This window comes from Amycolatopsis sp. lyj-84, assembly GCF_046549075.1.
Taxonomy (GTDB): Bacteria; Actinomycetota; Actinomycetes; order Mycobacteriales; family Pseudonocardiaceae; genus Amycolatopsis.
The window spans coordinates 24,231-49,266 of the sequence record NZ_JAJPWO010000017.1 but is presented as its reverse complement, the minus strand read 5'-3'; the positions used below and the strand labels follow the sequence as shown (position 1 = coordinate 49,266).

Genomic DNA, 25,036 nt, shown 5'->3' with positions numbered 1-25,036 from the left:
GGGTCCTACGGTACCCGGAGTTCGGGTCCGGAGTCGATGGTTTGGTCTTTTAGGGCTCTTTTTTGGTGTTTTCCGCCGTCCGCGCCGGTCGCGGCGCCCCTTCCCCGTACGCCTCGACGGCGGCGAGCCACGCGGCCCCGAGTACGCCGTCGGTGCTGGTCAGGACCTCGATGCCGGTGAGTTCGGCGCGGACTTTCGCCCCGACGGGGCCCTCCGGTGACAGCACACTGCCCACGAGGACGATCGGCGTGGTTTCGCCGGATTCTCGCGTGGTCATGACATTCGTCACCAGTAAGGCGGCCGCGCGGGTGGTGATCCCGTCCGCCACCGGGTCGCCGCCGCGGTCGGCCTCGCTGACCAACGGGGCGAATCTGGCGAGCCGGATCGGCGCTTCGGAGTTCGCGCTCGTGATGAGCGCGCGCCACAGCGCCGTCCGGGCTTCGGGGTCGAACGCGTCCACTGCGGACGGTCCGAGTGCCTCGGTGAGGACGGCGCGCGCGAGCGGGCCGGGTTCGCCGCCGCGGCCCAGAACATCCAAAGTGGAGCGAACGGCTTCGCGGCCGAGCCAGTACGCCGAACCTTCGTCACCGAGCAACCAGCCGTAGCCGCCGGCGGTGGAAACCATGCGCCTGCCGCGGATCCGCCCGGCGATCGACCCGGTGCCCGCGACGAGCACCGAACCGTCCGGCGCGGAAGTGGCCGACGCGTAGGCGACCTCGACGTCGGGGACCGTCCGCACAGGACTGATCCCCGTGTCCTTCCACGCGGTCGCGAAGATCTCCGCGATCGACGGATCACTCAGCTTGCTGACCCCGGCCATGCCGACGACGCACGCCGCCGTCGCGGCCGGGTCCAGCGCGCCCAGCGCGCCGGTGATCGCGCTCGCGATCCGCGCCGCGGCTTCGGCGGGCGGATGGGAGTTCGGATTCGCCCCGCCCGCGCGCCCGGTGCCGAGAACGACGCCGGAGGCGTCGACCGCGATCGCTCGCGTCGACGTGCCTCCGGCGTCCACCCCTACGACATGGGTCACCGGGTCTTGGTCACCTTGAGCAGCCCGCGGGGGCTGTCCGGGTCACCGCCGCGCGCCAGCGAAAGGCCGAGCGCGATCCGCTGGATGGGCAGGATCTCCAGGATCGGCGCGACCTCTTCGGCGGACGGGGCGACCCCGATCCGCAGCGCCGCGGGGACGTCGGCGGAAGCCGAGCCGACCGCGAGCACGTCCGCGCCACGCTTGCCGACGGCCTGGAGGACCTCCTGCATCGCGCCCACGCCGTGTCCCTGACTCGTCACGGCGAGCACCGCGGTCTCGCCGTCGACCGCGGCGACCGGACCGTGCAACAGGTCCGCGCCGCTGTACGCGCGGGCCGCGAGGTAACTGGTTTCCGCCAATTTCAAGGAACCCTCCAGCGCCGAGGCGTAGGAGTAGCCGCGGCCGGTGGTGAGCACCCGGTCGACGAAGCGGTAGCGGTCCACCGCGCGCTGAACGCCTTCGTCGGCGCTGTCGAGGGTCTGCTGCGCGAGTTCGCCCAGCTTCGCCGCGTCCTCGCCCTTGCCACCGCGGACCGCGTCGATCAGCAGATAAAGGGAGAGCAAGGTCGCCGAGTAGGTCTTCGTGGCGGCCACGGCCTTTTCCAGTCCCGCGCCGATGTCGACGCCGAGTTCGGCGGCGGCACGCAGCGGCGACTCCGGGGTGTTGGTGACCGAGACGGTCAGCGCTCCCTGGCGACGCGCGGTTTCGGTGACCTCGATGAGATCCGGCGAACCACCGCTTTGGCTTACTGTGATGAAGAGAACGTCCCGCAGATCGGGACGGGCGCCGTACAAAGTCGCGGTGGAGGGCGAGACGAGACCGCAGGGGAGACCGAGGAGTACTTCGATCAGGTACTTCGCATACAGGGCGGCGTGGTCACTGGAGCCGCGGGCGGCGAGCAGTGCGAACCTGGGCGGGCGCTGGGAGATGGCTTCGGCCACCTCGGCGATTTCGGCCTGTCGCTCCACGATTCCTGCCAGAATGGCGGGTTGCTGGGAGATCTCCGCGGCCATGTGCTCGCCGGGGCGCTGTTCGGTCATCTCGTTCCCTTCCACCGGGACGTACTTCGTCCCCCGAGTAGGTCTAGACCAATGCTAGCCCGAATGGACGTTTGTGGTGAAGGGTACGTTTCCTAGCGGGGCAGGTGCGCGTTTGAGTGGGAAGGCTTAGGGAGTCGGTCATGTTGGAGACAACCACCGCGAGTGAGGCGGGCGCTACGGCAGGGATGCGCGGGCAGCGCGAACCCAAGTACTGGGCGCTGAAACAGCATCTGCTCGATCTGCTCGACGCGTTGCCGCCGGGCTCGCCGATTCCGACGGAACGGGCACTGGCGGGGGAATTCACCGTTTCGCGCACCACGGTCCGGCAGGCGCTCGCCGACCTGACCGCCGAGGGCAGGCTCCACCGCGTCCAGGGCAAGGGCACCTTTGCCGCCGAGCCGAAACTCGCGCAACGGCTGCAGTTGTCGTCCTACACCGAGGACATGCAGAAGCAGGGCCTCAAGCCGTCGTCGAAGCTGCTGGAGATCGACGAACTGCCGGTGGAAGCGGATCTGGCGAAACTGCTGGGAATCCGCGTCGGCGCGAAAATCCTTCGTCTTCGCCGTCTCCGGCTGGCCGATTCACAGCCGATGGCACTGGAGACCACGCATCTCCCGCTCGGCCGGTTCCGCGGTTTGCGCAAACATGTTTCCGCAGGTGGTTCGCTGTACGCCGTGCTGAGGGAGCATTACGGCGTCGAGCTGGAAAGGGCCGAGGAAACGATCGAGACCGCGCTCGCCGGACCGCACGAAGCGGAGATGCTGGGCGCCGACGTCGGAATGCCGATGTTGCTCCTTTCGAGGCATTCTTTCGCCACCGACGGAAAACCGGTCGAGTTCGCGAGGGCGATCTACCGGGGCGACCGTTACAAATTCGTCACCACGCTGTTGCCTTGAGGCGCGCTGAATTGCTTGGGGCGCGCCTGTGCGGACTCCTCGTCGCGCTGACGCGCTTCGAGTAGTCAGGGTCCGCCGGTTCGGGTCGTTCGGTCGCTGAATCTCTGACGTGTCAGGTATTTCTGTTCGTGGTGCTTGTTCCGCTGTGGCTCGGTGCGGGTGGGCGTGATTCAGTCGTTCCATGACTGACGGGGTGGGGATTCGCTGGGGGACGCCGGTGGCGCGCGGAGTGCTCGCGACGACCATCGTGGGCTCGGGCATGGCGATGCTCGACGGGACGATCATCAACGTCGCGTTGCCGAGGATCGGCGAAGAACTCGAAGCGTCCGTCGCGGGCCTGCAATGGATCCTCGACGGCTACCTGCTCGCACTCGCCGCGCTGATCCTCGTCGCCGGCTCGCTCGGCGACCGCTACGGCCGCCGCCGGATGTTCATCGTCGGCGTCGTCTGGTTCGGGATCGCGTCCGGGCTGTGCGCCGCCGCGACGACGACCGAGATGCTCGTCGCGACGCGCGTCCTCCAAGGGATCGGGGGAGCTTTGCTCACGCCCGGCTCCCTCGCCATCCTCCAAGCGTCCTTCGCCCACGACGACCGGGCCCGCGCGATCGGCGCGTGGTCCGGGCTCGGCGGGATCGCCGCGGCGATCGGCCCGCTGTTCGGCGGCGTGCTGGTGCAGGTGTGGTCGTGGCGGCTGGCGTTCCTGATCAACCTGCCGCTGGCCGTCGTCTGCGTCCTGCTCGCCCGGCGCTACGTGCCCGAGTCCCGCGACGAGGAGGCGACCGGGCATCCGGACTTCACCGCGGCCGCCGTCGGCGCGATCGGCCTCGCCGGGCTGACCGGCGCGCTGGTCGAGGCGCCCGGACGCGGCATCGGGGACGTCGTCGTCCTGGTGGCCATCGTGCTCGGGGTCGCGGGGCTGGGGGCGTTCCTGGTGATCCAGCACCGCTCGGCCGACCCGCTGGTGCCGCCGAAGCTGTTCCGCGACCGGACGTTCAGCCTCGCCAACGCGCTGACCTTCGTCGTCTACGCGGCACTCGGCGGCGTGATGATGCTGATGGTCATGCAGCTGCAGGTGTCGCTGGGCTATTCACCGACCGCGGCCGGGCTCGCCGGACTGCCGATCACCGTCATCATGCTGTTGTTCTCCGGCCGGTCCGGCGCGCTGGCGCAGCGGATCGGGCCGCGCGCGCAACTGGTCGTCGGCCCGATCCTGGTCGGTGTGGGCATGCTCCTGCTGATGCGCGTGGAGCCGGGGTCTTCGTATCTCGGGTCGGTGTTGCCCGCCGTCGTCGTGTTCGGTGCCGGGCTGGCGACGGTCGTCGCGCCGGTGACCGCGACCGTGCTGGCCGCCGCGCCGGACCGGTACGCGGGCGTGGCCTCCGGGGTCAACAACGCCATCGCCCGCTCCGGCGGGCTGCTCGCGATCGCCGTGTTGCCCGCCGTCGCCGGACTGTCCGGCGCCGCCTACACCGATCCGGTGGCGCTGACCGCGGGCTGGCGGACGGCGCTGCTGGTGTGCGCGGCGCTGGCGATCGGCGGCGGCCTGATCGCGCTCGGCATCCACAACGGTGTCCTCGACACGCCGTCCGAGGCAGCCGACGACACCGCCGAGTCGCCGCATCCCGGCGAATGCCTCCACTGCGGGGTGGACTCGCCGCCGACACACGTCCGTCCCGCCGGGCACTCGGCGCCCTAAGCCAGGAGTTCGGCCAGCGTCGCCGGGTCCAGGTTGCCGCCCGAAACCACCGACACGGTCTTCCCCGGCGGCAACGCGTCACGGTGGAACAGGTACGCGGCGGTCGCGGTGGCACCGCTCGGCTCGGCGATCAGGCGGGCGCGGTGCGCCAGCGTCCGGACGGCCTCCCGGATCTCCTCCTCGGAAACGGTGACGACGTCGTCGAGTACCGCCTGGAGGTGGGCGAAGGTCAGGTCCGACGGCTGGGCGCGCAGACCGTCGGCGATGGTCCTCGCCCGCAGGTCCATCGGCCATTCGATCCGCCTGCCCGCGCGCAGGCCCTCGGCGGTGTCGGCCGCGAGTTCGGGCTCGACGCCGATGACCTTCGTGCCGGGGAGCAGCGCCTTGATCGCCGTGCCGACGCCCGAGGCCAGCCCGCCACCGCTGAGCGGGACGAGGACGACTTCGGCGTCCGGCAGGTCTTCGGCGATCTCCAGGCCGACGGTGCCCTGGCCGGCGATGACGTCGCGGTGGTCGAACGGCGGGATCAGGGTGAGGTCCCGTTCTTCGGCGACGGCGAGCGCCGAAGACTGCTGGCGGTCGATCGGGACCTCGATGACTTCGGCGCCCAGCGCCTTGGTGGCTTCGACCTTCGCGCGCGGGGCGACGTCCGGAACGATGATCACCGCGGGAATCCCGAACCGTTTCGCCGAGTAGGCGACCGCTTGCGCGTGGTTGCCACTGGAGAACGCGACGACCCCGCGAGCGCGCTGATCTTCGTCGAGCGCGGCGATCGCATTGTACGCGCCACGAACCTTGAAAGCGCCGATCCGCTGCAGGCTTTCCGGCTTGAGCCACAACGGCGCCCACGTCTGTTCCAGCAACGGTGTGCGTACCGCGGCGCCCTTGATCCGGCTGGCCGCGTCACGGATTTCCTCGATTGAGACCAATTCCATATGCCTTATTATGTCAAGGAATCGTGAACTCTGGACAGTCCTTTTTGGACAGACGGCGTGGCGCTCCTCACGTGTGGACAACGAACGGAGCATCCCATGCGCCTTATTCGTTAGGACCGGGTGAGGATCGACTAGCTGCAGAACGGGATCATGACCAAGGAGACTTCCGAGAAGGAAACCGAAAAGACGGAAAAGCAGGGGAGGATCGTCCAGGTGACGGCGGCCGCGATGGCCGCGATCACCGCGGCGTTACTGGGTTCCACGCTCGGCGTGGCCGGCACGGTCGCCGGCGCCGGGCTGGCGAGCGTGATCACGACGCTCGGTGGCGAGCTGTACCTGCGTTCGCTGCAACGCACGAAGGACGCGGCGCTGAAGGCACGAGTGGTGCTGACCGTGCCGGGACGGCGGCGGGTGCTCGACCCGTCGGAGCAGGAGACCGTCCGGCTCACCCCGGCGGAGGACGAAGAGCCCTCCGAGCGGAAGTTCAAACCGCGCTGGGCGGTGATCGCCGGGGTCAGCGTGGTGGCGTTCGTGGTGGCGCTCGTCGCGATCACCGGTTTCGAGGGCGCGACCGGGAAGACCTTCGGCGGCGGGACCGGGACGACCATAGGGAAGATCATCGGCGGCGGGCAGGCGCAGGAGCGGCAGGACAAGCAGGACACCCCGCCCGCGACGTCCCCCTCCGAAACCCAGGACAACCAGCCCGGGAACACGCCGTCGACCACGCCGACCCCGTCGACGACACCGACGGCCCCCACGACCACTCAGGCCCCTCCGACGACGCCGTCCACGACGCCGTCGACCTCCCAGGCGCCCCCGACCACCCCGTCCGCTCCCGCCTCCGGCACCCCCGCGCCCTGATCCCACTCCTGTCCCGCGTTTCGTCCTCTAGTTGCGGTAGTTCGTATCGCCAACTACCGCAACTAGAGGACTACTTGCGGTGGTGGAGGGGTCAGGCGAGGGAGGAGCGGAGGGTGCGAGCGGCCGCTTCGGGGTCTTCGGCCTCGGTGATCGCCCGGACGACGACGATCCGCGACGCCCCCGCGTCCAGCACCTCGGGCAGCCGGTCGGCGTCGATCCCGCCGATCGCGAACCACGGCCGCGGCGTTCCGAAACCCGCCGTGGCGCGCACCAGGTCGAGTCCCGGAGCGGAGCGGCCGGGCTTCGTCGGCGTCGGCCAGCACGGTCCGGTGCAGAAGTAGTCCACGCCCGGCTCCTCGGCCGCGGCCTTGGCCTGTTCGGCCGAATGGGTGGAGCGGCCGATCACCACGTCGTCGCCGACGATTTCGCGGGCCAGCGGCACCGGGATGTCGTCCTGGCCCAGATGCAGCACGTGCGCGCCGACGGCGAGCGCGACGTCCGCGCGGTCGTTCACCGCCAGCAGCTTGCCGTGCCTCTCGCACGCCTCCGCGAGCACTTCCAGCGCCGCGATCTCGTGTTTCGCCTCGATCGGGGCACCGCCGGTCTTGTCCCTCAGCTGGATGATGTCGACCCCGCCCGCCAGTGCCGCGTCGGCGAATTCGGCGAGATCGCCGCGGCCGGACCGGGCGTCGGTGCAGAGGTACAGGCGGGCGTTCGCGAGCCGTGCGCGGATCCGCGGATCAGACAGGGTGGGCATGGCGGCGACGGTACCCGCGCGCTACGGTGGGGTGGTCCGCACGGGAGCCCGAGGACGGGCTGAGAGGGAGCCGAAACCGCTCCGACCGTGGAACCTGATCCGGGTCATGCCGGCGCAGGGAGCGTGCGTCCATGAAGGAACTTTCGGTTGTCGGCGGCGGGGTCATCGGCCTCTCGGTCGCTTGGCGCGCGGCCGCGCGCGGCCATCGCGTCACCGTGTACGACCCCGAGCCCGGTCGCGGCGCGTCGTGGCTCGCGGGCGGCATGCTCGCACCGGTCACCGAGGCCTGGCCCGGCGAGGAAGACGTCCTCACCCTCGGCGAAGCGTCACTGCGGCGCTGGCCGGATTTCGCCCGTGACCTGGCCGAAGAGGGCGCCGACCCGGGGCTTTCGCCGCACGGCACGCTCGTCGTCGCGCTCGATGGCGCCGACGCGGGCAACCTCGAAATGCTCGCCACGTACCTCACCGAACTCGGCCGCGAGGTCGAGAGACTGACCGGCCGCGAAGCCCGCCGGGTCGAACCCTGTCTCGCCGCCACTGTCCGAAGTGGACTGCTGGTGCCCGGGGATCTGGCCGTGGACAACAGAAGACTGCTGCTGGCGCTCAAACACGCTTGCGACAAGCACGAGGTCGCGTTCCGCGACGAGACTGTCACCGATCTCGAACGCCTCGAAGGCGACGTCGTTCTCGCCGCGGGCGCCTGGACCGGACGTCTCCACCCGGCGCTCGCCGACGCGGTCCGCCCGCTGAAGGGCGAGATCCTCCGCCTGCGGCCGCGCCGGGGCTGCCTGCCGCCACCGGTGAGGACCGTCCGCGCGATGGTCGAGGGCCGCCCGATCTACCTCGTCCCGCGTGAAGACGGCCAGCTCGTCCTCGGCGCGACCCAGTACGAGGCCGGTTTCGACGAGACCGTCACCGTCCGGGGTGTTCGCGAGCTGCTCGAAGGCGCGGAGCGCGTCTTCCCGGGCATCACCGAATACGAACTCGTCGAGACCGCCGCCGGATTGCGCGCGGCCAGCGTCGACACCATGCCTTTCATCGGTGAGCTGGGCGAAGGTGTCTTCGCCGCGACAGGTCACCATCGCAACGGTCTGCTGATGGCCCCGCTCACCGCGGACGCCGCGGTCGCCTGGCTGGACGGCGGGCCGTTGCCGGAAGAGGTCACGGCGGCGACGCCGTCGCGGCGGAGCGAGGAGCGGGTGTGATGGAGATCCAGGTCAACGGCCAGTGGCGCGAGTTCCCCGACGGGACCACCGTCGAGGGCGTGCTCGAGGTGCTCGGCACGGCGGCACAAGGCGTCGCCGTCGCGGTGGACGGCGTGGTCGTCCGGCGCGGCGACTGGCCGGAAGCCGTGGTGCGCAAGGGCGCCAGCGTCGACATCCTCACCGCGGTCCAAGGAGGCTGAAATGTCCGGCATGGACGGCGACCACCTCGTCATCGGCGAGCACAAGCTCTCGTCGCGGCTGATCATCGGCACCGGCGGCGCGGCGAACCTCGCCGTGGTGGAACGCGCGCTGGTGGCGTCCGGCACGGAACTGACCACCGTCGCGATGCGCAAGGCGGACGCCGAGGGCGGCTCCGGCGTCCTCGAACTGCTCCGGCGGCTCGGTATCCGCCTGCTGCCCAACACCGCCGGCTGCCGGACGGCGGCCGAAGCGATCCTCACCGCCCAGCTCGCGCGCGAAGCACTCGAGACCGACCTCATCAAGCTGGAAGTCCACGCCGACGACCGCACGCTGCTGCCGGACCCGTTCGAGACCCTCGAAGCGGCGGAGCGGCTCACCGCGGACGGCTTCACCGTGCTCGCGTACACCAACGACGACCCGGTGCTGGCGCTGCGGCTGGAGGAGGCGGGCTGCGCGGCCGTGATGCCGCTGGGCGCGCCGATCGGCACCGGTCTCGGTATCCGGAACCCGCACAACATCGAGCTGATCGTGTCGCGCGCGGGGGTCCCGGTGATCCTCGACGCCGGGATCGGCACGGCCTCCGACGCGACGCTGGCGATGGAGCTCGGCTGCGACGCCGTCCTGCTCTCCACCGCCGTGACCAGGGCGGCCGATCCGGAGCGGATGGCGTCGGCGATGCGCTTCGCGGTCACCGCCGGAAGGCTGGCCGCGAGCGCGGGGCGGATTCCCCAGCGGTTCTGGGCACACGCGTCGAGCCCGCCCCGATAACCCTTTTGTACGGTTCACGGCGACCCTGCACGGAGAGCCCGTATGGTTGACGGCACTCTCCGGCGGCGCACCCGCCGCCGTGTACCCAGAGGAGCCAGTGGTGACCACGTCAGCGGTCCAGGATGTTTCGGGCAGATTGTTCCTGGCGGTGGGCAGGTTGTCCCGGTCACTGCGTCAGGCGGGAATACCCGGACCGGGCCATGGCGCCATCTCGGCGCTCGCCACGCTCGTGCACTACGGCCAGCTCCGGCTGGGGGATCTCGCGGCGAAGGAAGGCGTCGCCGCGGCCACCATGTCGCGGATCGTCGCTTCGCTGGTCGAAGCGGGCTACGTCAGCCGTGAATCGGACCCGATCGACAGGCGGGCCTGGCTCGCCGAGGCCACCGAAGAGGGCGAGAGGCTGGTTTCCGGCGTCCGGTCGACGAGGGTGAACGAACTGGGCAAGCGCCTCGAGCGGCTGACCCCGGAGCACCAGGCGGCGCTCGCGGTGGCTCTGCCCGCCCTCGAAGCGCTTATCGCCGACGAAGAGCGCTGACTTCGGCGCGAAGAGCCCGGAGCTCGTCGAGGATCTCCTTGTTCGCCAGGGCCTGGGTTTCGGCCTGCTTCGCTTCTTCTTCGCGGATGTCCTGACGAAGCTCGTCCTCCATCCCGCTGACCACGACGGCGATGAAGAGGTTCAGCACCGCGAAGCTGGACACGAGGATGTAGACCACGAAGAACACCCAGGCCATGGGTGCTTCCTTCATGATCTCCTTGGCGATGTCCGGCCACGCCTCGCCCGTCATCACCTGGAACAGGGTGAACAGCGAGGTGCCGAGGTCGCCGAAGTTCTCCGGCGAGATGGCCCCGAAGAGCTTGGTTGCCATCACACCCGCGACGAAGATGATCAGCGCGAGCAGCGCTGCGATCGACGCCATCCCGGGGATCGCCGCGAGCAGGCCGGTGACGACCTTCCGCATCGACGGCACGACCGAGATCAGCCGCAGCACCCGCAGGACCCGCAACGCCCGCAGGACCGCGAACGGGCCGGTCGTGGGGATCACCGCGATGCCGACGACGAGCAGGTCGAAGATGTTCCACGGGTCGCGGAAGAACTTCGCGCGGTAGGCGTAGAACTTCGCGCAGAGTTCGAGCACGAAGATCGTGAGCGCGACGTAGTCGACCGTGTGCAGCAGAGACCCGTACTCCGCGAGCATTCTCGTGGAGGTCTCCAGGCCGAGGGTGACGGCGTTGAAGACGATCACCGCGATGATGAAGTTCTGAAAGCCGCGGGCCTCGACGACCTTGGCGACCCGCTCGCGTCCGGTCACGGCACAGATCGTAACCGGCCGTGTTCTCAGTGCTCCGGCGCAAGCCGCCAAAACGCCGAAACCGGACCGACCTTCGCGCCCATGGGGTAGGCGTTTTCGACCGCGTGTGAGACGAACCACTTGCCGTAGCGGGCGGCCTCCACGACGGACATGCCCTTCGCGAGCCCGGCCGTCAGCGCCGACGCCATGGTGTCCCCGGCGCCGTGCGTGTGCTGCGTCGCGAACCGCTCGCCCGGCAGTTCGACGAACGTGGAACCGTCGAAGAGCACGTCGACGCATTCCGGGTCGGACACGAGGTGACCACTCTTCACGAGCACGTACTTCGGGCCGAGCCGGTGCAGGACGACGGCGGCCTGGTGCATCTGTTCGCGGGTGGTCACGGTCATCCCGGTCAGCAGCCGGACCTCGTCGAGGTTCGGCGTGAGGACCGTCGCGCGCGGCAGGAGCTCGTCGCGCAGCGCCACCAGGCCGTCCTCGTCGAACAGCGGATGCCCGTGCATCGACGCCGCGACCGGGTCGACCACGAACGGCACCTTCCGATCGCGGCCGATTTCGGCCTTGTCGCAGGCGGCGGCGACGGCGTTGATGATCTCGGCCGACGCCAGCATCCCGGTCTTGGCCGCGTTGACGCCCATGTCGGCCGCGACGGCCTCGATCTGCCCGGCGACGATCCCCGCCGGGATGTCGGTCCGGTCGTGCACGCCGAGGGTGTTCTGGACGGTCACGGCGGTCACCGCGACCAGGCCGTGCACGCCGCAGGTGAGGAACGTGCGCAGGTCCGCCTGCAGACCGGCGGCGCCGCCGGAGTCGGAACCGGCGATGGTCAGCGCCGACGGCGGGCTCGGGTTCTCGCTCATGGGTTCATTTTCCCGACTGGTCCTTTTGGTTCAACACCGGTTCGGCCACCGTCCACCACGGTGGCACAGTGTGTGAGCCATTGCACTCCCCGCGTGCGAAAGGGCCCGAATGAAACTCGTCCCCACCGTGTCCCTGATCGGCGTGATCGTGGCGGCTTCGCTGTCCGGAGCGGTCGCGAACGCGGACGCCGCCAAGGTCTCCCACGTGACCACCGTCGGCGTCCACAACACCTACGAAACCGGCGCCTACGACTACCTCGCGAGGTCGCTGGACGCGGGTACCTCGCTGATCGAACTCGACGTCTGGCCGAACATCATCACCCGCGAATGGAAGGTCAGTCACTCGAACCCGTTGGGGAACAACAACAACTGCGTCGCGGCGAGTTCGCCGTCGCAGCTGTACACCGGCGGGAAGAACAAGAACCTCGAACACTGCCTCGACGACATCCGCGTCTGGCTGGGCGCGCATCCGGACAGCAAACCGCTCACGCTCAAACTGGAGATGAAGACCGGGTTCGCGGACAACCGCGGCCTCGGCCCGGACGAACTCGACGCCTCCATCCGGGGGCATCTCGGCAGTGCGGTCTTCCGCCCGGCGGATCTGCTCGGCGGGTACGCGACGCTCGACGACGCGGCCAAAGCGGACAACTGGCCGTCGCTGGACGCGTTGCGGGGCAAGGTGATCATCGAGGTCATCCCCGGCACGGTCGAGGAGGGAAATCCGACGGACACGCTCAAGACCGATGTCGAATACGCGCGCCATCTGCGGTCTCTGAAGGACGCGGGCCGGGTCGGCGAGGCGCAGACCTTCCCGGCGGTGCACGGCGCGGCGCCGGGTGATCCGCGGACGAAGTACGCCGACGCCGGGCTGCGGCCGTGGTTCGTGGTGTTCGACGGCGACGCGAACGCGTTCCTGACGCGGACCGCGCCGGGTTGGTACGACGACAACCACTACTACGTGGTGATGACCGACGCGCACAACGTCGCGCCGGCCATCGACTCCCGTAACCCCACCGTGGCGCAGGCGAGCGAACGGGCGGCCCTGCTGGCGAAGAACCACGCGTCGGTGCTCACCTCGGACTGGACGGGGCTGACCACCGTCCTGCCGACGGTGCTGCCGCGCGGCTAGGTCCACGCGCTTGACTACACCGTCAGGACGAGCTTTCCGGTGACACGGCCGCCTTCGCCGACTTCGTGGGCCTTGGCGACGTCCTCCAGCGGGAAGGTCTGCTCGACGTGGACGCGCAGTTCGCCCTTCTCGATCAGTTCGGTCAGCGCCAGCAGGCCGAGCTGATCGGGTTCGGCGAGCATCCCCGACGTCCGCACGCCCAGCTTCTCGGCCTTCGCGGCGACGGCCTCGCTCACGCCGCCCGGAACCGCGATGAGCAGGCCACCCGGCTTCACCGCGTCCAGCCAGCGCAGGTCGCTCTGCTCGCCGACCAGCCCGAACACGACGTCGACATCGGACGCCGTCGCGGTCTCGTCGTGGTAGTCGATCGGCTCGTCGACGCCGAGTTCGCGGAGGAAGCCGTGCTTCCCGGCGCTCGCCGTGCCCAGGACGTACGCGCCACGCGCCTTCGCCACCTGGACGGCGAGGTGCCCGACCCCGCCCGCCGCGGCGTCGATCAGCACGCGCTGTCCCGGCTGGACGCCGGCGATGTCCACGAGGCCCTGCCACGCGGTGAGGCCGGCGAGCGGCAGCCCGGCGGCGTCCTCGTGGGAGAGGTTCGCGGGTTTGCGCACGAACTGGCGGGCGGGCGCGGTCACGTATTCGCCGTAGCCACCGGCCTGCCGGGGAAACCACGGGAAACCGAGGACCTCGTCACCGACGGCGAAGTGCGTCGTGCCGACGCCGAGCTCCTCCACCACCCCGGACACGTCCCAGCCGAGGACGAACGGCGGCTCGCCCATGAAGACGCCGTAGGCCCGGGTCTTCCAGTCGACCGGGTTGATGCCCGCGGCCCGCACCCGCACGAGGACCTCGGTCGGGCCGGGCACCGGACGGCCGGTCTCGGTCACCTCCAGTACCTCCGGGCCACCAAGCCGCTGCTGGGTCACGACGCGCATCGAAAGCTCCTTAGTAGTTCTTGTGACACCATCCTCGGCCGCTTGGTCACTTCTCGCCAGAAGGCACTTGTAGGTAAACTAGGTACCTGATGGAAACCACCTGTGAAGTGCCGGAATCGCCGTGGGACATCTACCTGCGGAACTGTCCGTGCCGAGACGTCCTCGATCTGCTCGCCAACAAGTGGACCGCGCTGGTGCTCGGCGCGCTGTCGCGGCGACCGCACCGGTTCGGTGAGCTGCGCCGTGCCGTCGGCGGGATCAGCCAGAAGATGCTGACCCAGAACCTGCGTGCCCTCGAACGCGACGGCCTGGTCACCCGGACGGTGTACCCGACCACGCCGCCGACCGTCGAGTACGCGCTGACCGAACGCGGTTCGAGCGCGAGCACCCTGCTGATGGCGGTCAGCGAATGGTCCGTCGGCAACTTCGACGGGATCCTGGAATCCCGCAAGGCCTACGACTCGCGCGTGATGGAGCCCGTCGGCTGAAGTCCTTCGCGGCGGCACGCGGACTTCATCGGGAGGACAGTTCGGCGCACTAACTTGACGAACAATTGGTTCGAACAAGTTATCCGGAGGCTTTCGTGCGCAGAACGCTTTCCCTCCTGTCGGCCCTGGTGGCCGTCGCCGGGCTGACCACCGGAGTCGCGGCCGCCGCGGCCAAGACACCGAAGGTGCTGGTCATCGGCCTGGACGGCGCCCGGTTCGACAAGCTGATGGCCGCCGACACCCCGAACGTCCACGCGCTCGTGAAGCGCGGGTACGCCTCGCGCAGCTCGCTGTACGGCAGCGGGATGGCGCCGACGGTCAGCGGTCCCGGCTGGTCCACGATCCTCACCGGCGTCTGGCCGGACAAGCACAAGGTGAAGGACAACTCCTTCACCGGCAACGACCTCGCCTCGCACCCGAGTTGGCTCGCCCGTGCCGAAACCGCGAACCCGGCACTCGACACCTACGCGGCCGTCGACTGGAAGCCGATCGGCGACAAGATCCTGCGTACCGGCCAGGACCGCAAGTTCGTGCTCGACGGTGACAGCGCCGGTTACGAGAAGACGGACGAGCAGGTCGCCGTCGACGCGGAGAAACACCTCAAGCAGGACAGGGCCGACGCGTCGTTCGTCTACTTCGGACAGACGGATGAAGCGGGCCACGCGCACGGCGCGGACTCGCCGCAGTACGAAGCCTCCCTGCGCACCGACGACGCGCTGATCGGCCGCCTGCTGACCGCCGTCGACGCCCGCGCGAACCGCGACGGCGAGGACTGGCTGATCATGATCTCCGCCGACCACGGCCACACGCCGTCGGGCGGTCACGGCGGCGACAGCCCCGAGGAACGGATGACGTTCGTGATCGCCGCGGGCGGCGCGGTCCCGGCCGGAACCCCCGCCGTGGCACCGAAGATCGTCGACATCGCGCCGACCGTCCTGCGGCACCTGGGTACCGCGTCCCCGGCGATCTACGACGGCTACCCGCTCGGCGCCGCGCCTTCCGACGTCTTCGACACGGCCTCCTTGAAGCCTCGCCAGGACGAAACCGGTGTCCCGGCGGGAGTGCTCGGCTGGACGCACGACGCGCCGGGCGGCTGGACCGTGCGGAACGCGTCCGGAATGCCCGTGGGTGTCGCGGAATGGCAGGGCTGGGCCTTCACGAACGACGACTTCTGGACCCGCACCGCTCCCGGCCAGCAGCGCGAGGCGAACGCCCGGGCGCGTGGCGTCTTCGCGGTCGCCGACCCGGACGAGTGGGACGACAAGGGCTCGCCCGCCTCGAGCGGCACCTTCGATTCTTCACTGGTCTCGCCCGGTCTCGACGTTTCCGGTAAGTCCACTGTGGACGTTTTGTTCGTCTCGCACTACCGGCAGGACGGGACGCAGCGGGGCGCGCTGACGGCGTCGTTCGACGGTGGTCCCGAGCAGAGCGTGCTGGCGTACGGACCGGAGTCGGGTACGGCCAACAAGGGCGGGGACGTGCTTTCGGTGCCGACGTCGGCTTCGGTCAAGGTGCCCGCGGGGGCTCGGTCGGTGAAGCTGACCTGGCGCCTGTACGCGGCGGGCAACAACTGGTACTGGGCCGTGGACGCTCCTCGCTTCACGACCCGGTAACGGCTGCAATGAAGGGGACTTTCATTGCAAATTTCGCAATGAAAGTCCCCTTCATTGCACGCCTCAAGCGTCGCTGAGCCGCCAAAAGGGTGAAACCGGACCCACACCCGCCCCCAGCGGATACGACTCCGCCACGCACCGCTCGATGAACCGTTTCCCCTCGGCGACCGCGGTGGGCACGTCGGAACCCTTCGCCAGCGAGGAAGTGATCGCCGAGGCCATCGTGTCCCCGCCGCCATGGGTGTTTTGCGTGTCGAACCGCGGCCCCCTCAGCTCGACCCAAGACGTGCCGTCGGACAACAGGTCCACGCAGTCCTGGGCCGCGTCGAGATGGCCGCCCTTCACCAGCACCCATTCCGAACCGAACTCCAGCAGCGCTTCCGCCGCTTCCCGCTGCGTCGCCGGACCGGTCACGCGCACGCCGGTCAGCAGCCGCACCTCGTCGAGGTTCGGAGTGATCAGCGTCGCGCGCGGGAAGAGCTCGGTGCGGATCGCCTCCAGCGCCTCCTCGCGCAGCAGCGCGTGCCCGGTCATCGACGCGGCGACAGGGTCCACGACGAACGGTGTCGAAGTGTTCCGTCCGATGTGGACCTCGTCGAGCGTTTTGGCGACGGCGTTGATGATCTCGGCGGTCGCGAGCATCCCGGTCTTGGCGGCGTCGACGCCCATGTCGACGGCGACGGCCTTGATCTGGCCGGTGACGACGTCGACCGGGATCTCGCTGAAACCCTGCACGCCCAGCGAGTTCTGCACGGTGACCGCGGTGAGCGCGACCATCCCGTGCACACCGTTGGCGAAGAAGGTGCGCAGGTCGGCCTGGATGCCCGCACCACCACCGGAATCCGATCCGGCGATGGTGAGGGCGGTCCTGGGTGCCGTGTTCATGACGCCTCCGCGGGAGAGAGTACGTCGGCGTGTGTCACTGATTGACCACCGGCAGGTAGACCTTGTTGCCCTGCTCGGCGAACTCGTTCGACTTCTCCGACATACCGGCTTCGATGGCTTCCACAGTGGACAGTCCGTGTTCCTCGGCGTACTTGCGGACGTCCTGGGTGATGCGCATCGAGCAGAACTTCGGCCCGCACATCGAGCAGAAGTGCGCCGTCTTCGCCGGTTCCGCGGGCAGCGTCTCGTCGTGGTACGCGCGGGCGGTGTCGGGGTCCAGCGACAGGTTGAACTGGTCGTTCCAGCGGAATTCGAAGCGGGCCTTGGAAAGCTCGTCGTCCCACTCCTGCGCGTACTGGTGCCCCTTGGCGAGGTCGGCGGCGTGCGCGGCGATCTTGTAGGTGATCACACCGGTCTTGACGTCGTCGCGGTTCGGCAGGCCAAGGTGCTCCTTCGGCGTGACGTAGCAGAGCATCGCCGTGCCGTACCAGCCGATCTGCGCCGCGCCGATGGCCGAGGTGATGTGGTCGTACGCCGGCGCGATGTCGGTCGTGAGCGGGCCGAGGGTGTAGAACGGCGCCTCGCCGGTCAGCTTCTCCTCGAGCTCGACGTTCTCCTTGATCTTGTGCATCGGCACGTGACCGGGGCCCTCGATCATCACCTGGACGTCGTGCTCGCGGGCGATGTGCGTGAGCTCGCCCAGCGTCTCCAGTTCGGCGAACTGCGCGCGGTCGTTCGCGTCCGCGATCGAGCCGGGGCGCAGGCCGTCACCGAGGGAGAAGGTGACGTCGTACTCGCGCAGGATCTCGCAGAGCTCGGCGAAGTTGGTGTACAGGAACGATTCCTTGTGGTGCGCGAGGCACCACGCCGCCATGATCGAGCCACCGCGCGAGACGATGCCGGTGACCCGGCGCGCGGTCAGCGGGATGTAGCGCAGCAGGACGCCCGCGTGCACGGTGACGTAGTCGACGCCCTGTTCGCACTGCTCGATGATCGTGTCGCGGTAGACCTCCCACGACAGCTTTTCCGGCTCCCCGTCGACCTTTTCCAGTGCCTGGTAGATCGGCACGGTGCCGACCGGGACCGGCGAGTTGCGGACGATCCACTCGCGGGTCTCGTGGATCCGCTTGCCGGTGGAGAGGTCCATGATCGTGTCGGCGCCCCAGCGGGTGGCCCACACCATCTTGTCGACCTCTTCCTCCACAGAGGACCAGACGGCCGAGTTTCCCATGTTGGCGTTGATCTTCACCAGGAACTTCTTGCCGATGATCATCGGCTCGGACTCCGGGTGCTTGCGGTTGGCGGGGATCACCGCGCGACCGCGCGCGACCTCGTCCCGCACGAATTCCGGCGAGCAGCGCTCGCGTGCCGCGACGTACTCCATCTCGCGGGTGATGACGCCCTGTTTCGCCCAGCCCAGCTGGGTGTTGTGCGCACGGCCGTCCGCCCAGCCGGCGCGCAGCCGGTGCAGTCCACTGTGGACATCGATCTGCGCGTCGTCGTCGGTGTACGGGCCGGAAGTGTCGTAAACGTCGAAATGCTCGCCGTTGGAAAGGTCGATCCGCCGGGCGGGGACCCGGAGGCCGGATTCCGTCTGGTTGTAGACCTTGCGGGAACCGGTGATCGGTCCCGTGGTCACGGTCGGCGTGATGGCAGACTTGTTCTCTAGCGTCGTCAACGACGTTCACTCCCTACGCCGGCATTACCCGGTCAGGTTCATGCGGTCGGCGGCGCCGGGTCCCCTAGAAAGACACCAGCCGCCCTCTCAGCCCGCCATGGCGCGAGCTCCCGCGTTGTTTGGTTGTGCCCCGACCATGCCACGCCGGGGCTCGGACAATCAACCCTCCGGGGGATCGGTCACTCCGAAGCCGCAAGTAGGGGACTGGTTGCGGTTCATGCGCGTGCATCTGCCGCAACCAGTCCTCTAGATGCATGATCGACATGTCGACAGCGTTAGCGGTTCACCGGTTTGGAGCATGTGCCCGCACGGGATTCACGACAGAATCCTGAGGTTCTGCACCGTTACAGAAGTCTGGGGTGGTTATGCGAAAACTCGTGCTCCCGGCACTGGCAGGCGTACTGATCGCGGGCCTGGTCCCAGCGGTCGCCGAGGCCCAGGGCAGTGAAACACAGGGCGGTGAGGCGCCCGGAGCGCCCGGCGCCCATCCGAGCTGGCTCCCGGCGGACAAGACCGGCTTCGGCACCGCCCGTGATCGGGCGAGCAACGTCTGGTTCACCCTCCAGGGCGGCCGGATGTCCGAGGTCTACTACCCGGATCTGTCCACGCCGAGCGTCCGCTCGCTGGATCTCGTCGTCACCGACGGGAAGAGCTTCGCCACCGTCGATTCTTCGGCCAGGTCGCAGCAGGTGCGGCGCACCGGCGCGGACGGCCTCACCTACGAGCAGACCATCACCGACGACCAGCGCCGCTGGAAGGTGCGCAAGACCTACGTCACCGACCCGGCTCGCACGAGTGTGCTGATCGACGTCGACTTCGTCTCGCTGACCGGCCGCCCGTACCAGGTGTACGCGGTCGCGGACCCCGATCTCACCAACGAAGGCTCCGACGACTCCGCGCGATCCGGCGTGGCGAACGCGGTCGCTTCCGACGCGAAGACCGCGGCCGCGCTGGCCGCGGAACCGGCGTTCTCGCGCACTTCCGTGGGGTACGCGGGTTCCTCCGACGGCGTCACCCAGCTGACGAAGTCCTTCGCGCTCAAGGATTACGCCAGCGCGGCGAAGGGCAACGTGCTGCTCACCGGGCAGACGTCCGCCGATGGTGTCCGCTCGCGGGACTTCACGCTCTCGCTCGGCATGGGCGCGAAGGACTCCGAAGCACTCACCAACGCGAAAGCCTCGCTACGGCGCGGATTCGCCGACGCCGCCCGCGCGTACGACCGCGGCTGGAAGCAGTACCTCCGCCAGGTGAAGGACGTCCCGTCGGCCCTCAAGACCAAGAAGGAACGGGACCTCTACAAGGCGTCCGTGCTGATGCTCGCGGCGAGTGAGGACAAGATCCACCAAGGGGCGCTCATCGCGTCGCCGAGCATGCCGTGGCGGTTCGGTAACAACGACCCTGAGTGGTCGCCGTCGGGCACCTATCACCTGGTCTGGCCCCGTGACCTCTACCAGATCGCGACCGGCCTGCTCGCCGCCGGTGATCGCGACGCCGCCAACCGGTCGGTCGACTACATGTTCGGCACACAGCAGTTGCCGGACGGGCACATGCCGCAGAACAGCCACGTCGACGGCACTCCGTACTGGACGTCCATCCAGCTCGACGAGACCGCGCTGCCGATCGTGCTCGCGCAGCAACTCGGCCGCACCGACGCCAAGACCTGGCAGGGCGTGCGCAAGGCGGCGGAATTCCTGGTGTCCTACAAGGCGGACAACGGGCACGCCTCGCCGTACAGCCAGCAGGAGCGCTGGGAGGAGCAGGACGGCTACTCGCCTTCGACGATCGCCGCGGTGATCGCCGGGCTGGTCTGCGCGGCGGATCTCGCCAAGGCGAACGGCGCCGCCGCCGACGCGAAGCGCTACCTCGACACCGCCGACGCGTTCAAGGCGAAACTCGCCCGGTGGACGGTGACCACGAACGGTCCGCTGTCGAAGGACCCGTACTTCGTCCGGCTGACCAAGGACGGCAACGCGGACAACGGCACGAAGTACAACCTCGGCAACTCCAGCGTCACGATGGACCAGCGTGCCGTGACCGACGCGGGTTTCCTCGAACTGGTGAGGCTGGGCATCTACCGGGCCGACGATCCGGTGATCCGCAACAGCGTCAAGGTCACCGACGCCGACATCGCGTTCACCACCCCGACGGGTCAGTTCTGGCACCGGTACACGAAGGACGGCTACGGCGAGAAGGCCGACGGCTCACCCTGGGACTACACGTTCCCGGCCGAAAGCCGGACCACGTTCGGACGGCTCTGGCCACTGCTCGCGGGTGAACGCGGCGAGTACGACCTCGCCGCCGGTGACCGGGGTACGGCCGCGAAGCGCCTTCGCGACCTGGGGCGCGTCAGCAGCTCCGGGGACACCATGCCGGAGCAGGTCTGGGACGAGAACGCGCCTTCGGGGCAGACGGGCTTCCCGGCGGGCACGCCGACGGCGTCCGCGACCCCGTTGGCGTGGACGCACGCCCAGTACCTCCGGCTCGCCTGGTCGGTGGAGGCCGGGAAGGTGATCGAGCAGCCACGCGTGGTGCGGTGCCACTTCCTGGGCTGTTGACCGCGCTCTGTTGTTGATCGCGCCGACCGTGATCGCGCTGCCAGGGCGCTCCTTGAGCTGGAACGTCACGTTCCAGCCAGGGGCGCCCTGCCATCGCGATCACGGGGCCTTGCGGCCAAAAGGCGCGACTTCAAAAGATCAAAAGACCTTGGTCGCGTCGGCTGTGGTCACCAGGGTCAGTCGCCGGCGGGTTCGGGTTCGGGCAGCCACGAGTTGCCCGGAACGCCCCACTGGTTCGCCTTGAGCATCTTCTTCGCCGCCCGGGCGTGGCGCCCGACCAGCCGGTCGAGGTAGATGAAGCCGTCCAGGTGATCGGTCTCGTGCTGGAGGCAGCGCGCGAGGTAGCCGGTGCCCTCCACCTCGATCGGGTTGCCCTCGGCGTCGAAGCCGGTGACCTTCGCCCACGAAGCGCGGCCGGTCGGGTACGACTCGCCGGGGGCGGACAGGCAGCCTTCCCAGTCGTCGTCCGGGTCCGGCATCGTCTCCGGGATCTCCGAGGTCTCGAGCTTCGGGTTCACCACGACGCCCTTGTGGCGGGTGCCCTCGTCGTCGGGGCAGTCGTAGACGAACACGCGCTGGTCGAGGCCGATCTGGTTGGCCGCGAGGCCGACCCCTTCGGCGGCGTACATGGTCTCGAACATGTCGTCGATGAGCGTGCGCAGCTTGTCGTCGAACTCGGTGATCTCCCGAGTCGGGTTGTGCAGCACGGGCTCGCCGGCGATCACGATGGGATGGACGGTCACGAGCGCAGTTTAGTCGGACCCTTCTGGTACACCCTTACCCATGACGCGCCGACGCCGATACCGAGGCCGGGCGCCGGATCCGTGGTCTAATGGCGCCGCGGAATGACAAGCCTGTGGTTTCACGCCGCCGAGCACTGACCTGATTGCGAGGAGTCGGATGGACGCCGCGGAGTCGATGGCTGAGCCCGACCAGCCGTCCCCGTCGGAGACCGTGCACGGCCTCAGCGAGCGCGAGCTCGACATGCTCGCTTTCGAACGGCAGTGGTGGAAGTACGCCGGCGCGAAGGAACAGGCCATCCGTGAACGCTTCTCGATGTCGTCGACGCGTTATTACCAGCTGTTGAACCGGCTGCTCGAGAAGACCGAAGCCATGCAGGCCGATCCGATGCTGGTGAAGCGCCTGCGAAAGACGCGAGCGGCCCGGCAGCGCAATCGCGCGGCCCGGCGACTGGGGATCGATCTCTCATGAGTCTGTTTTCGGGCCTGTCCCGGCCGATGAAGGCCGCCGGACTGGCCTTGGTCGGTGTCGCCGTGATCGCCGCCGTGATCGGCGGGATCACCCTGACCACCGGCGGCGGTGACTCGGACACGGCGACGCCGCCCGGCACCACGCCCACGACCTCGGACGGCGCGACTCCGCCGTCGAGTCCGGCACCGGGCTCGCCTTCGGCCACCTCACCGCCCGCCTCGTCGGCGCCGCCGTCGAGCGCGCCCGCCAGCTCCGCGCCGCCGGGGAGCCAGCCGGGGCAGACCGGACAGCCCGGGCCGGGCCAGCCGGGCGGAGATCAGCAGGCGTCGCACAAGTGGGTGACCGTGCGCGTCTACAACAACAGCCTGATCCAGGGCCTCGCCGAGCAGGCCGCGAAGGACTTCCGTGCCTCCGGCTGGAACGTCTCCGAGGTCAAGGGCTACCAGGGCAAGCTCCCCGAGACCGTGGCCTACTACCGGCCTGGCACCGACGAGGAAGCCGCCGCGAAGGCGCTGGCCCTGGAGTTCGGCTTCCGCGCCGAGCCGAGGTTCGCGGAGATCCAGAACATCGGCCCGGGTGTGATCGTGATCGTCACCAAGGACTACAAGGTCAACGACAAGACCGGCTCTTAGCCGAGTACGCGAAAGGCCCTCTTCCTCGTGATGGGAAGAGGGCCTTTCGCGTACTCATGCCTGGTTCTGGGCGTAGGCCTCCAGAGCCGCCAGCTGGGCCGGGTCGAGCGACGGCCGCACGGCCTCGGCCGCCTTCGCCAGATGCGCGGCGGTGACCTCCTTGGCCTCCAGCGACTCCCGCATCGCGGTCAGCGCCGCCTCCCGGATCAGCGCCGCGCAGTCCGCCGCCGAGTAACCGTCCAAAGTGGCCGCATAGGCCGCGAGGTCCACATCGGACGCGAGCGGCGTGTTCTTCGCGCTGGCGGCCAGGATCGCCTCACGCGCGTGCGCGTCCGGCGGCGGGACGTAGACGCGACGCTCCAGCCGTCCCGGCCGCAGCAGAGCCGGGTCGACCAGTTCCGGCCGGTTCGTCGCGCCGAGGACGACGACCTCGCGCATCGGCTCGACACCGTCCAGTTCGGTGAGCAGGGCCGCGACGACCCGGTCCGACACGCCCGAGTCCGAGGACTGGCCGCGGCGCGGGGCGAGCGCGTCGATCTCGTCGAGGAAGATCAGCGACGGCGCGGCCTCGGAGGCGCGGCGGAAGAGCTCCCGCACCGCGCGCTCGGACTCGCCGACCCATTTGTCCATCAGCTCGGCGCCCTTGACCGCGAAAACGTTCAGCGCGCCGGTGCCCGCGAGCGCGCGGACCAGGAACGTCTTGCCGCCGCCGGGCGGCCCGTAGAGGAGCACGCCGCGCGGCGGGTCGACGCCGAGGCGGGCGAACGAGTCCGGGTAGCGCAGCGGCCACAGCACCGCCTCGGTGAGCGACTGCTTGACGTCGGTCATGTTGCCGACGTCGTCGAGGGTGAGCCCGCCGGTGGCCAGATTGTCCGAAGTGGACATCGAGATCGGGCGGACGGTGGTCAGCGCGTCGAGCAGGTCCTGCTGGGAGATCCGCGGTTCCTCGGCGTCGCGCTGCCGCAGCGCGGCGCGGAGGGCGGCGTCACGGCGGAGCGCGATGAGGTCGGCGGCGACGAAACCGGGGGTGCGCTCGGCGATCGGGCCGACGTCGACGCCGGACTCCAGCGGGGCGTCGCGCAGGAGCACGCGCAGCAGTTCCGTGCGGGTCTTGGCGTCCGGGAGCGGCAGGCCGAGTTCGCGGTCGAGCAGGTCGGCGGCGCGCAGCCTCGGATCGGTGGACTCGGCCCGCCCGGTGGTGGCGATGACCGCGAAACCCTTGCTGCGCAAGGCCTTGCGCAGGTCGTCGAGGACCACCGTCGCGAGCGGCGGTGGCTGGGACGCGGGCAGCAGCGCGTCGATGTCGGTGATCAGCAGGACGGCGGGGTCTTCGTCGCGCGTGGCCTGCTCGATCGCCTCTCGCAGCCGCGCGGCGGCCACGTTCGGATCGAGAACGGCGATGTTCGGCGCCGCGAGCGACACCACCCGCACCTTCTCGGCCTGTGCCACGGCACGGACCAGCGTCGCCTTCCCGACGCCTTCCGGCCCGGACAGCAGGACGCCGAGATGCGCCGACGTCCCGAGTTTGGCCAGCAGCTCCGGGCGGTGGAAGGCCAGGTCGAACCATTCGGCGAGCTTGCGCGCGGCCGACTCGGATCCGGCGAGGTCCGACAGGGGAGGCACGGATTCCTCGGCCACCTCGTCGAGCTGTTCGTCTTCGACGATCTCGGCGTCGATGAAGTCCTCGTGCGGAGTCGAGGGCGTGCTGCGCACCAAGGTCGTCCCGGCGCGGGCCGGGGCGGCGGCGGGCGCGGCCTCGCCGGTGCGGGCACCGTCACGCCAGCTGACCACAGTGGACGGTCCGACGGCGACCGGTCCCGACGGCTCGGTGGCGGTGACGGTGAGCAGCTCGTTCGTCCACGTCATGCCGATGGCGCGGGAGAGCTGGCCGCGGACCGCGGAGACGTCGGAGCCCGGCGCGGGCGCGAGATCCTGGGGGAGCAGGGAAACCGCGTCGCCGACGGTCAGTACCTTGCCGATCAGGGCGAGCCGCAGGGTGTGCGGGGAGAGCGACACGCTCGCCATCCGCGAACCCGACACGGTGACCGTCTTCGCCGCCGACACCTCCGCCGGTGCGACGACCACTTCCGAGCCCTCGGTCACGCCGAGGTTCGACATCGTGACGTCGTCGAGGAGGATCACGCCTGGGATCCCCTCCGCCTCCGAGGGAGCGGCCAGCGCGGAACTGACCCGCGCGCCGGTGAGGCGGACGGCGTCCCAGGCCATCAGGCCGAGCGCGTCGAGGACTTCGGGGTGCAGCCGGACGACGCCGCGGCGGGAATCCAGGGCGGAGGGGGTGTGCCGGACGGTCAGCGTGATCTGGGGTGCGCTCACCCCGTCACCCTATCCA

Annotated in this window: 24 protein-coding genes and 2 riboswitches; of the genes, 13 read left to right on the top strand and 11 right to left on the bottom strand. The window is 69.4% G+C overall.

Going from position 1 to position 25,036, the window contains the following annotated elements; translation table 11 throughout:
- Positions 1 to 49: 49 nt before the first annotated feature.
- Together ACLJRM_RS37295 and ACLJRM_RS37290 are read right to left on the bottom strand one after the other, a co-directional pair.
- Complete coding sequence (locus ACLJRM_RS37295) at positions 50 to 1,030, bottom strand: N-acetylglucosamine kinase (RefSeq protein WP_410665748.1); 981 nt, start codon at positions 1,028 to 1,030, stop codon at positions 50 to 52.
- Complete coding sequence (locus tag ACLJRM_RS37290) at positions 1,027 to 2,070, bottom strand: SIS domain-containing protein (protein WP_101613548.1); 1,044 nt, start codon at positions 2,068 to 2,070, stop codon at positions 1,027 to 1,029. Before ACLJRM_RS37290 ends, ACLJRM_RS37295 begins: the two co-directional genes overlap by 4 nt.
- Positions 2,071 to 2,210: 140 nt before the next feature.
- On the opposite strand from ACLJRM_RS37290, the gene ACLJRM_RS37285 reads away from it, so the two are divergent.
- Together ACLJRM_RS37285 and ACLJRM_RS37280 are read left to right on the top strand one after the other, a co-directional pair.
- Positions 2,211 to 2,966, top strand: coding sequence for a GntR family transcriptional regulator (locus ACLJRM_RS37285; protein ID WP_101610953.1), 756 nt, complete (start codon positions 2,211 to 2,213; stop codon positions 2,964 to 2,966).
- 181 nt (positions 2,967 to 3,147) lie between these two features.
- Positions 3,148 to 4,662, top strand: a complete 1,515-nt coding sequence (locus ACLJRM_RS37280) for an MFS transporter (RefSeq protein ID WP_410665747.1) — start codon at positions 3,148 to 3,150, stop codon at positions 4,660 to 4,662.
- Here the strand turns inward: ACLJRM_RS37280 and ACLJRM_RS37275 are convergent.
- Entirely contained in the window at positions 4,659 to 5,597 is a 939-nt protein-coding gene (locus ACLJRM_RS37275; protein WP_410665746.1) for a threonine/serine dehydratase, read from the bottom strand. The genes ACLJRM_RS37280 and ACLJRM_RS37275 overlap by 4 nt on opposite strands.
- Positions 5,598 to 5,747: 150 nt before the next feature.
- Here ACLJRM_RS37275 and ACLJRM_RS37270 point away from each other — a divergent pair, with 150 nt between their 5' ends.
- Positions 5,748 to 6,458: a hypothetical protein gene (locus tag ACLJRM_RS37270; protein ID WP_410665745.1), complete on the top strand. Its 711-nt coding sequence runs from the start codon at positions 5,748 to 5,750 to the stop codon at positions 6,456 to 6,458.
- Between the two features lie 91 nt (positions 6,459 to 6,549).
- On the opposite strand, the gene thiE is transcribed toward ACLJRM_RS37270, so the two are convergent.
- Complete coding sequence (gene thiE / locus ACLJRM_RS37265) at positions 6,550 to 7,215, bottom strand: thiamine phosphate synthase (RefSeq protein ID WP_410665744.1); 666 nt, start codon at positions 7,213 to 7,215, stop codon at positions 6,550 to 6,552.
- 30 nt (positions 7,216 to 7,245) lie between these two features.
- Positions 7,246 to 7,353: riboswitch (TPP riboswitch) on the top strand.
- Between thiE and thiO the strand changes: the two genes are divergently transcribed.
- From thiO to ACLJRM_RS37245, 4 genes are all read left to right on the top strand, one after another.
- On the top strand, positions 7,347 to 8,420 hold the full coding sequence (thiO, locus tag ACLJRM_RS37260; protein ID WP_410665743.1) for a glycine oxidase ThiO: 1,074 nt from the start codon (positions 7,347 to 7,349) through the stop codon (positions 8,418 to 8,420). (Overlaps the previous riboswitch by 7 nt.)
- On the top strand, positions 8,420 to 8,620 hold the full coding sequence (thiS, locus tag ACLJRM_RS37255) for a sulfur carrier protein ThiS (protein WP_410665814.1): 201 nt from the start codon (positions 8,420 to 8,422) through the stop codon (positions 8,618 to 8,620). Before thiO ends, thiS begins: the two co-directional genes overlap by 1 nt.
- Before the next feature lie 10 nt (positions 8,621 to 8,630).
- Complete coding sequence (locus tag ACLJRM_RS37250) at positions 8,631 to 9,389, top strand: thiazole synthase (RefSeq protein WP_101613547.1); 759 nt, start codon at positions 8,631 to 8,633, stop codon at positions 9,387 to 9,389.
- A 100-nt stretch (positions 9,390 to 9,489) separates the two neighbouring features.
- Positions 9,490 to 9,924, top strand: a complete 435-nt coding sequence (locus ACLJRM_RS37245) for a MarR family winged helix-turn-helix transcriptional regulator (protein WP_101610946.1) — start codon at positions 9,490 to 9,492, stop codon at positions 9,922 to 9,924.
- Here ACLJRM_RS37245 and ACLJRM_RS37240 read toward each other — a convergent pair.
- Both ACLJRM_RS37240 and thiD (ACLJRM_RS37235) read right to left on the bottom strand, forming a co-directional pair.
- On the bottom strand, positions 9,902 to 10,699 hold the full coding sequence (locus ACLJRM_RS37240; RefSeq protein ID WP_410600127.1) for an ion transporter: 798 nt from the start codon (positions 10,697 to 10,699) through the stop codon (positions 9,902 to 9,904). The genes ACLJRM_RS37245 and ACLJRM_RS37240 overlap by 23 nt on opposite strands.
- Positions 10,700 to 10,725: 26 nt before the next feature.
- Entirely contained in the window at positions 10,726 to 11,556 is an 831-nt protein-coding gene (gene thiD, locus ACLJRM_RS37235) for a bifunctional hydroxymethylpyrimidine kinase/phosphomethylpyrimidine kinase (RefSeq protein WP_101610944.1), read from the bottom strand.
- Positions 11,557 to 11,665: 109 nt separating this feature from the next.
- Here thiD (ACLJRM_RS37235) and ACLJRM_RS37230 point away from each other — a divergent pair, with 109 nt between their 5' ends.
- The gene (locus ACLJRM_RS37230) at positions 11,666 to 12,685 is read left to right on the top strand and encodes a phosphatidylinositol-specific phospholipase C domain-containing protein (protein ID WP_410665742.1); all 1,020 of its coding nucleotides are present in this window, start codon (positions 11,666 to 11,668) and stop codon (positions 12,683 to 12,685) included.
- A 14-nt stretch (positions 12,686 to 12,699) separates the two neighbouring features.
- Here the strand turns inward: ACLJRM_RS37230 and ACLJRM_RS37225 are convergent, their stop codons facing one another.
- Positions 12,700 to 13,623: an NADP-dependent oxidoreductase gene (locus ACLJRM_RS37225; protein ID WP_101610942.1), complete on the bottom strand. Its 924-nt coding sequence runs from the start codon at positions 13,621 to 13,623 to the stop codon at positions 12,700 to 12,702.
- 89 nt (positions 13,624 to 13,712) lie between these two features.
- On the opposite strand from ACLJRM_RS37225, the gene ACLJRM_RS37220 reads away from it, so the two are divergent.
- Both ACLJRM_RS37220 and ACLJRM_RS37215 read left to right on the top strand, forming a co-directional pair.
- Entirely contained in the window at positions 13,713 to 14,111 is a 399-nt protein-coding gene (locus ACLJRM_RS37220) for a winged helix-turn-helix transcriptional regulator (protein ID WP_174720471.1), read from the top strand.
- A gap of 95 nt (positions 14,112 to 14,206) precedes the next feature.
- Positions 14,207 to 15,724, top strand: coding sequence for an alkaline phosphatase family protein (locus ACLJRM_RS37215; RefSeq protein ID WP_410665741.1), 1,518 nt, complete (start codon positions 14,207 to 14,209; stop codon positions 15,722 to 15,724).
- A gap of 63 nt (positions 15,725 to 15,787) precedes the next feature.
- Here ACLJRM_RS37215 and thiD (ACLJRM_RS37210) read toward each other — a convergent pair whose 3' ends face one another.
- Together thiD (ACLJRM_RS37210) and thiC are read right to left on the bottom strand one after the other, a co-directional pair.
- Positions 15,788 to 16,609 carry a bifunctional hydroxymethylpyrimidine kinase/phosphomethylpyrimidine kinase gene (gene thiD, locus ACLJRM_RS37210; protein ID WP_410665740.1) on the bottom strand — a complete coding sequence of 274 codons (822 nt, stop codon included), beginning with the start codon at positions 16,607 to 16,609 and terminating at the stop codon, positions 15,788 to 15,790.
- Positions 16,610 to 16,643: 34 nt separating this feature from the next.
- The gene (gene thiC, locus ACLJRM_RS37205) at positions 16,644 to 18,287 is read right to left on the bottom strand and encodes a phosphomethylpyrimidine synthase ThiC (RefSeq protein ID WP_410665739.1); all 1,644 of its coding nucleotides are present in this window, start codon (positions 18,285 to 18,287) and stop codon (positions 16,644 to 16,646) included.
- Positions 18,281 to 18,411: riboswitch (TPP riboswitch) on the bottom strand. (Overlaps the previous gene by 7 nt.)
- Before the next feature lie 241 nt (positions 18,412 to 18,652).
- Between thiC and ACLJRM_RS37200 the strand changes: the two genes are divergently transcribed.
- A complete protein-coding gene (locus tag ACLJRM_RS37200) occupies positions 18,653 to 20,842 on the top strand; it encodes a glycoside hydrolase family 15 protein (RefSeq protein WP_410665738.1) in 2,190 nt (729 codons plus the stop codon).
- A 176-nt stretch (positions 20,843 to 21,018) separates the two neighbouring features.
- Here ACLJRM_RS37200 and ACLJRM_RS37195 read toward each other — a convergent pair whose 3' ends face one another.
- Positions 21,019 to 21,585, bottom strand: a complete 567-nt coding sequence (locus ACLJRM_RS37195) for a peptide deformylase (protein ID WP_101610937.1) — start codon at positions 21,583 to 21,585, stop codon at positions 21,019 to 21,021.
- A gap of 157 nt (positions 21,586 to 21,742) precedes the next feature.
- Here ACLJRM_RS37195 and ACLJRM_RS37190 point away from each other — a divergent pair, with 157 nt between their 5' ends.
- Both ACLJRM_RS37190 and ACLJRM_RS37185 read left to right on the top strand, forming a co-directional pair.
- On the top strand, positions 21,743 to 22,054 hold the full coding sequence (locus ACLJRM_RS37190; RefSeq protein WP_101610936.1) for a DUF3263 domain-containing protein: 312 nt from the start codon (positions 21,743 to 21,745) through the stop codon (positions 22,052 to 22,054).
- Positions 22,051 to 22,686: a LytR C-terminal domain-containing protein gene (locus ACLJRM_RS37185; RefSeq protein ID WP_101610935.1), complete on the top strand. Its 636-nt coding sequence runs from the start codon at positions 22,051 to 22,053 to the stop codon at positions 22,684 to 22,686. Before ACLJRM_RS37190 ends, ACLJRM_RS37185 begins: the two co-directional genes overlap by 4 nt.
- 54 nt (positions 22,687 to 22,740) lie before the next feature.
- On the opposite strand, the gene ACLJRM_RS37180 is transcribed toward ACLJRM_RS37185, so the two are convergent.
- Entirely contained in the window at positions 22,741 to 25,020 is a 2,280-nt protein-coding gene (locus ACLJRM_RS37180) for an AAA family ATPase (protein WP_101610934.1), read from the bottom strand.
- Between the last annotated feature and the right edge of the window lie 16 nt (positions 25,021 to 25,036).

Coding starts and splice junctions, on each gene's coding strand:
- ACLJRM_RS37270 (WP_410665745.1), top strand. CDS start 5,748: ATGACCAAGGAGACTTCCGAGAAGGAAACCGAAAAGACGGAAAAGCAG.
- ACLJRM_RS37190 (WP_101610936.1), top strand. CDS start 21,743: ATGGACGCCGCGGAGTCGATGGCTGAGCCCGACCAGCCGTCCCCGTCG.
- ACLJRM_RS37290 (WP_101613548.1), bottom strand. CDS start 2,070: ATGACCGAACAGCGCCCCGGCGAGCACATGGCCGCGGAGATCTCCCAG.
- ACLJRM_RS37225 (WP_101610942.1), bottom strand. CDS start 13,623: ATGCGCGTCGTGACCCAGCAGCGGCTTGGTGGCCCGGAGGTACTGGAG.
- thiS (WP_410665814.1), top strand. CDS start 8,420: ATGGAGATCCAGGTCAACGGCCAGTGGCGCGAGTTCCCCGACGGGACC.
- ACLJRM_RS37200 (WP_410665738.1), top strand. CDS start 18,653: ATGCGAAAACTCGTGCTCCCGGCACTGGCAGGCGTACTGATCGCGGGC.
- thiD (WP_101610944.1), bottom strand. CDS start 11,556: ATGAGCGAGAACCCGAGCCCGCCGTCGGCGCTGACCATCGCCGGTTCC.
- ACLJRM_RS37275 (WP_410665746.1), bottom strand. CDS start 5,597: ATGGAATTGGTCTCAATCGAGGAAATCCGTGACGCGGCCAGCCGGATC.
- ACLJRM_RS37230 (WP_410665742.1), top strand. CDS start 11,666: ATGAAACTCGTCCCCACCGTGTCCCTGATCGGCGTGATCGTGGCGGCT.
- thiE (WP_410665744.1), bottom strand. CDS start 7,215: ATGCCCACCCTGTCTGATCCGCGGATCCGCGCACGGCTCGCGAACGCC.
- thiD (WP_410665740.1), bottom strand. CDS start 16,609: ATGAACACGGCACCCAGGACCGCCCTCACCATCGCCGGATCGGATTCC.
- thiO (WP_410665743.1), top strand. CDS start 7,347: ATGAAGGAACTTTCGGTTGTCGGCGGCGGGGTCATCGGCCTCTCGGTC.
- ACLJRM_RS37220 (WP_174720471.1), top strand. CDS start 13,713: ATGGAAACCACCTGTGAAGTGCCGGAATCGCCGTGGGACATCTACCTG.
- ACLJRM_RS37185 (WP_101610935.1), top strand. CDS start 22,051: ATGAGTCTGTTTTCGGGCCTGTCCCGGCCGATGAAGGCCGCCGGACTG.
- ACLJRM_RS37250 (WP_101613547.1), top strand. CDS start 8,631: ATGGACGGCGACCACCTCGTCATCGGCGAGCACAAGCTCTCGTCGCGG.
- ACLJRM_RS37285 (WP_101610953.1), top strand. CDS start 2,211: ATGTTGGAGACAACCACCGCGAGTGAGGCGGGCGCTACGGCAGGGATG.
- ACLJRM_RS37280 (WP_410665747.1), top strand. CDS start 3,148: ATGACTGACGGGGTGGGGATTCGCTGGGGGACGCCGGTGGCGCGCGGA.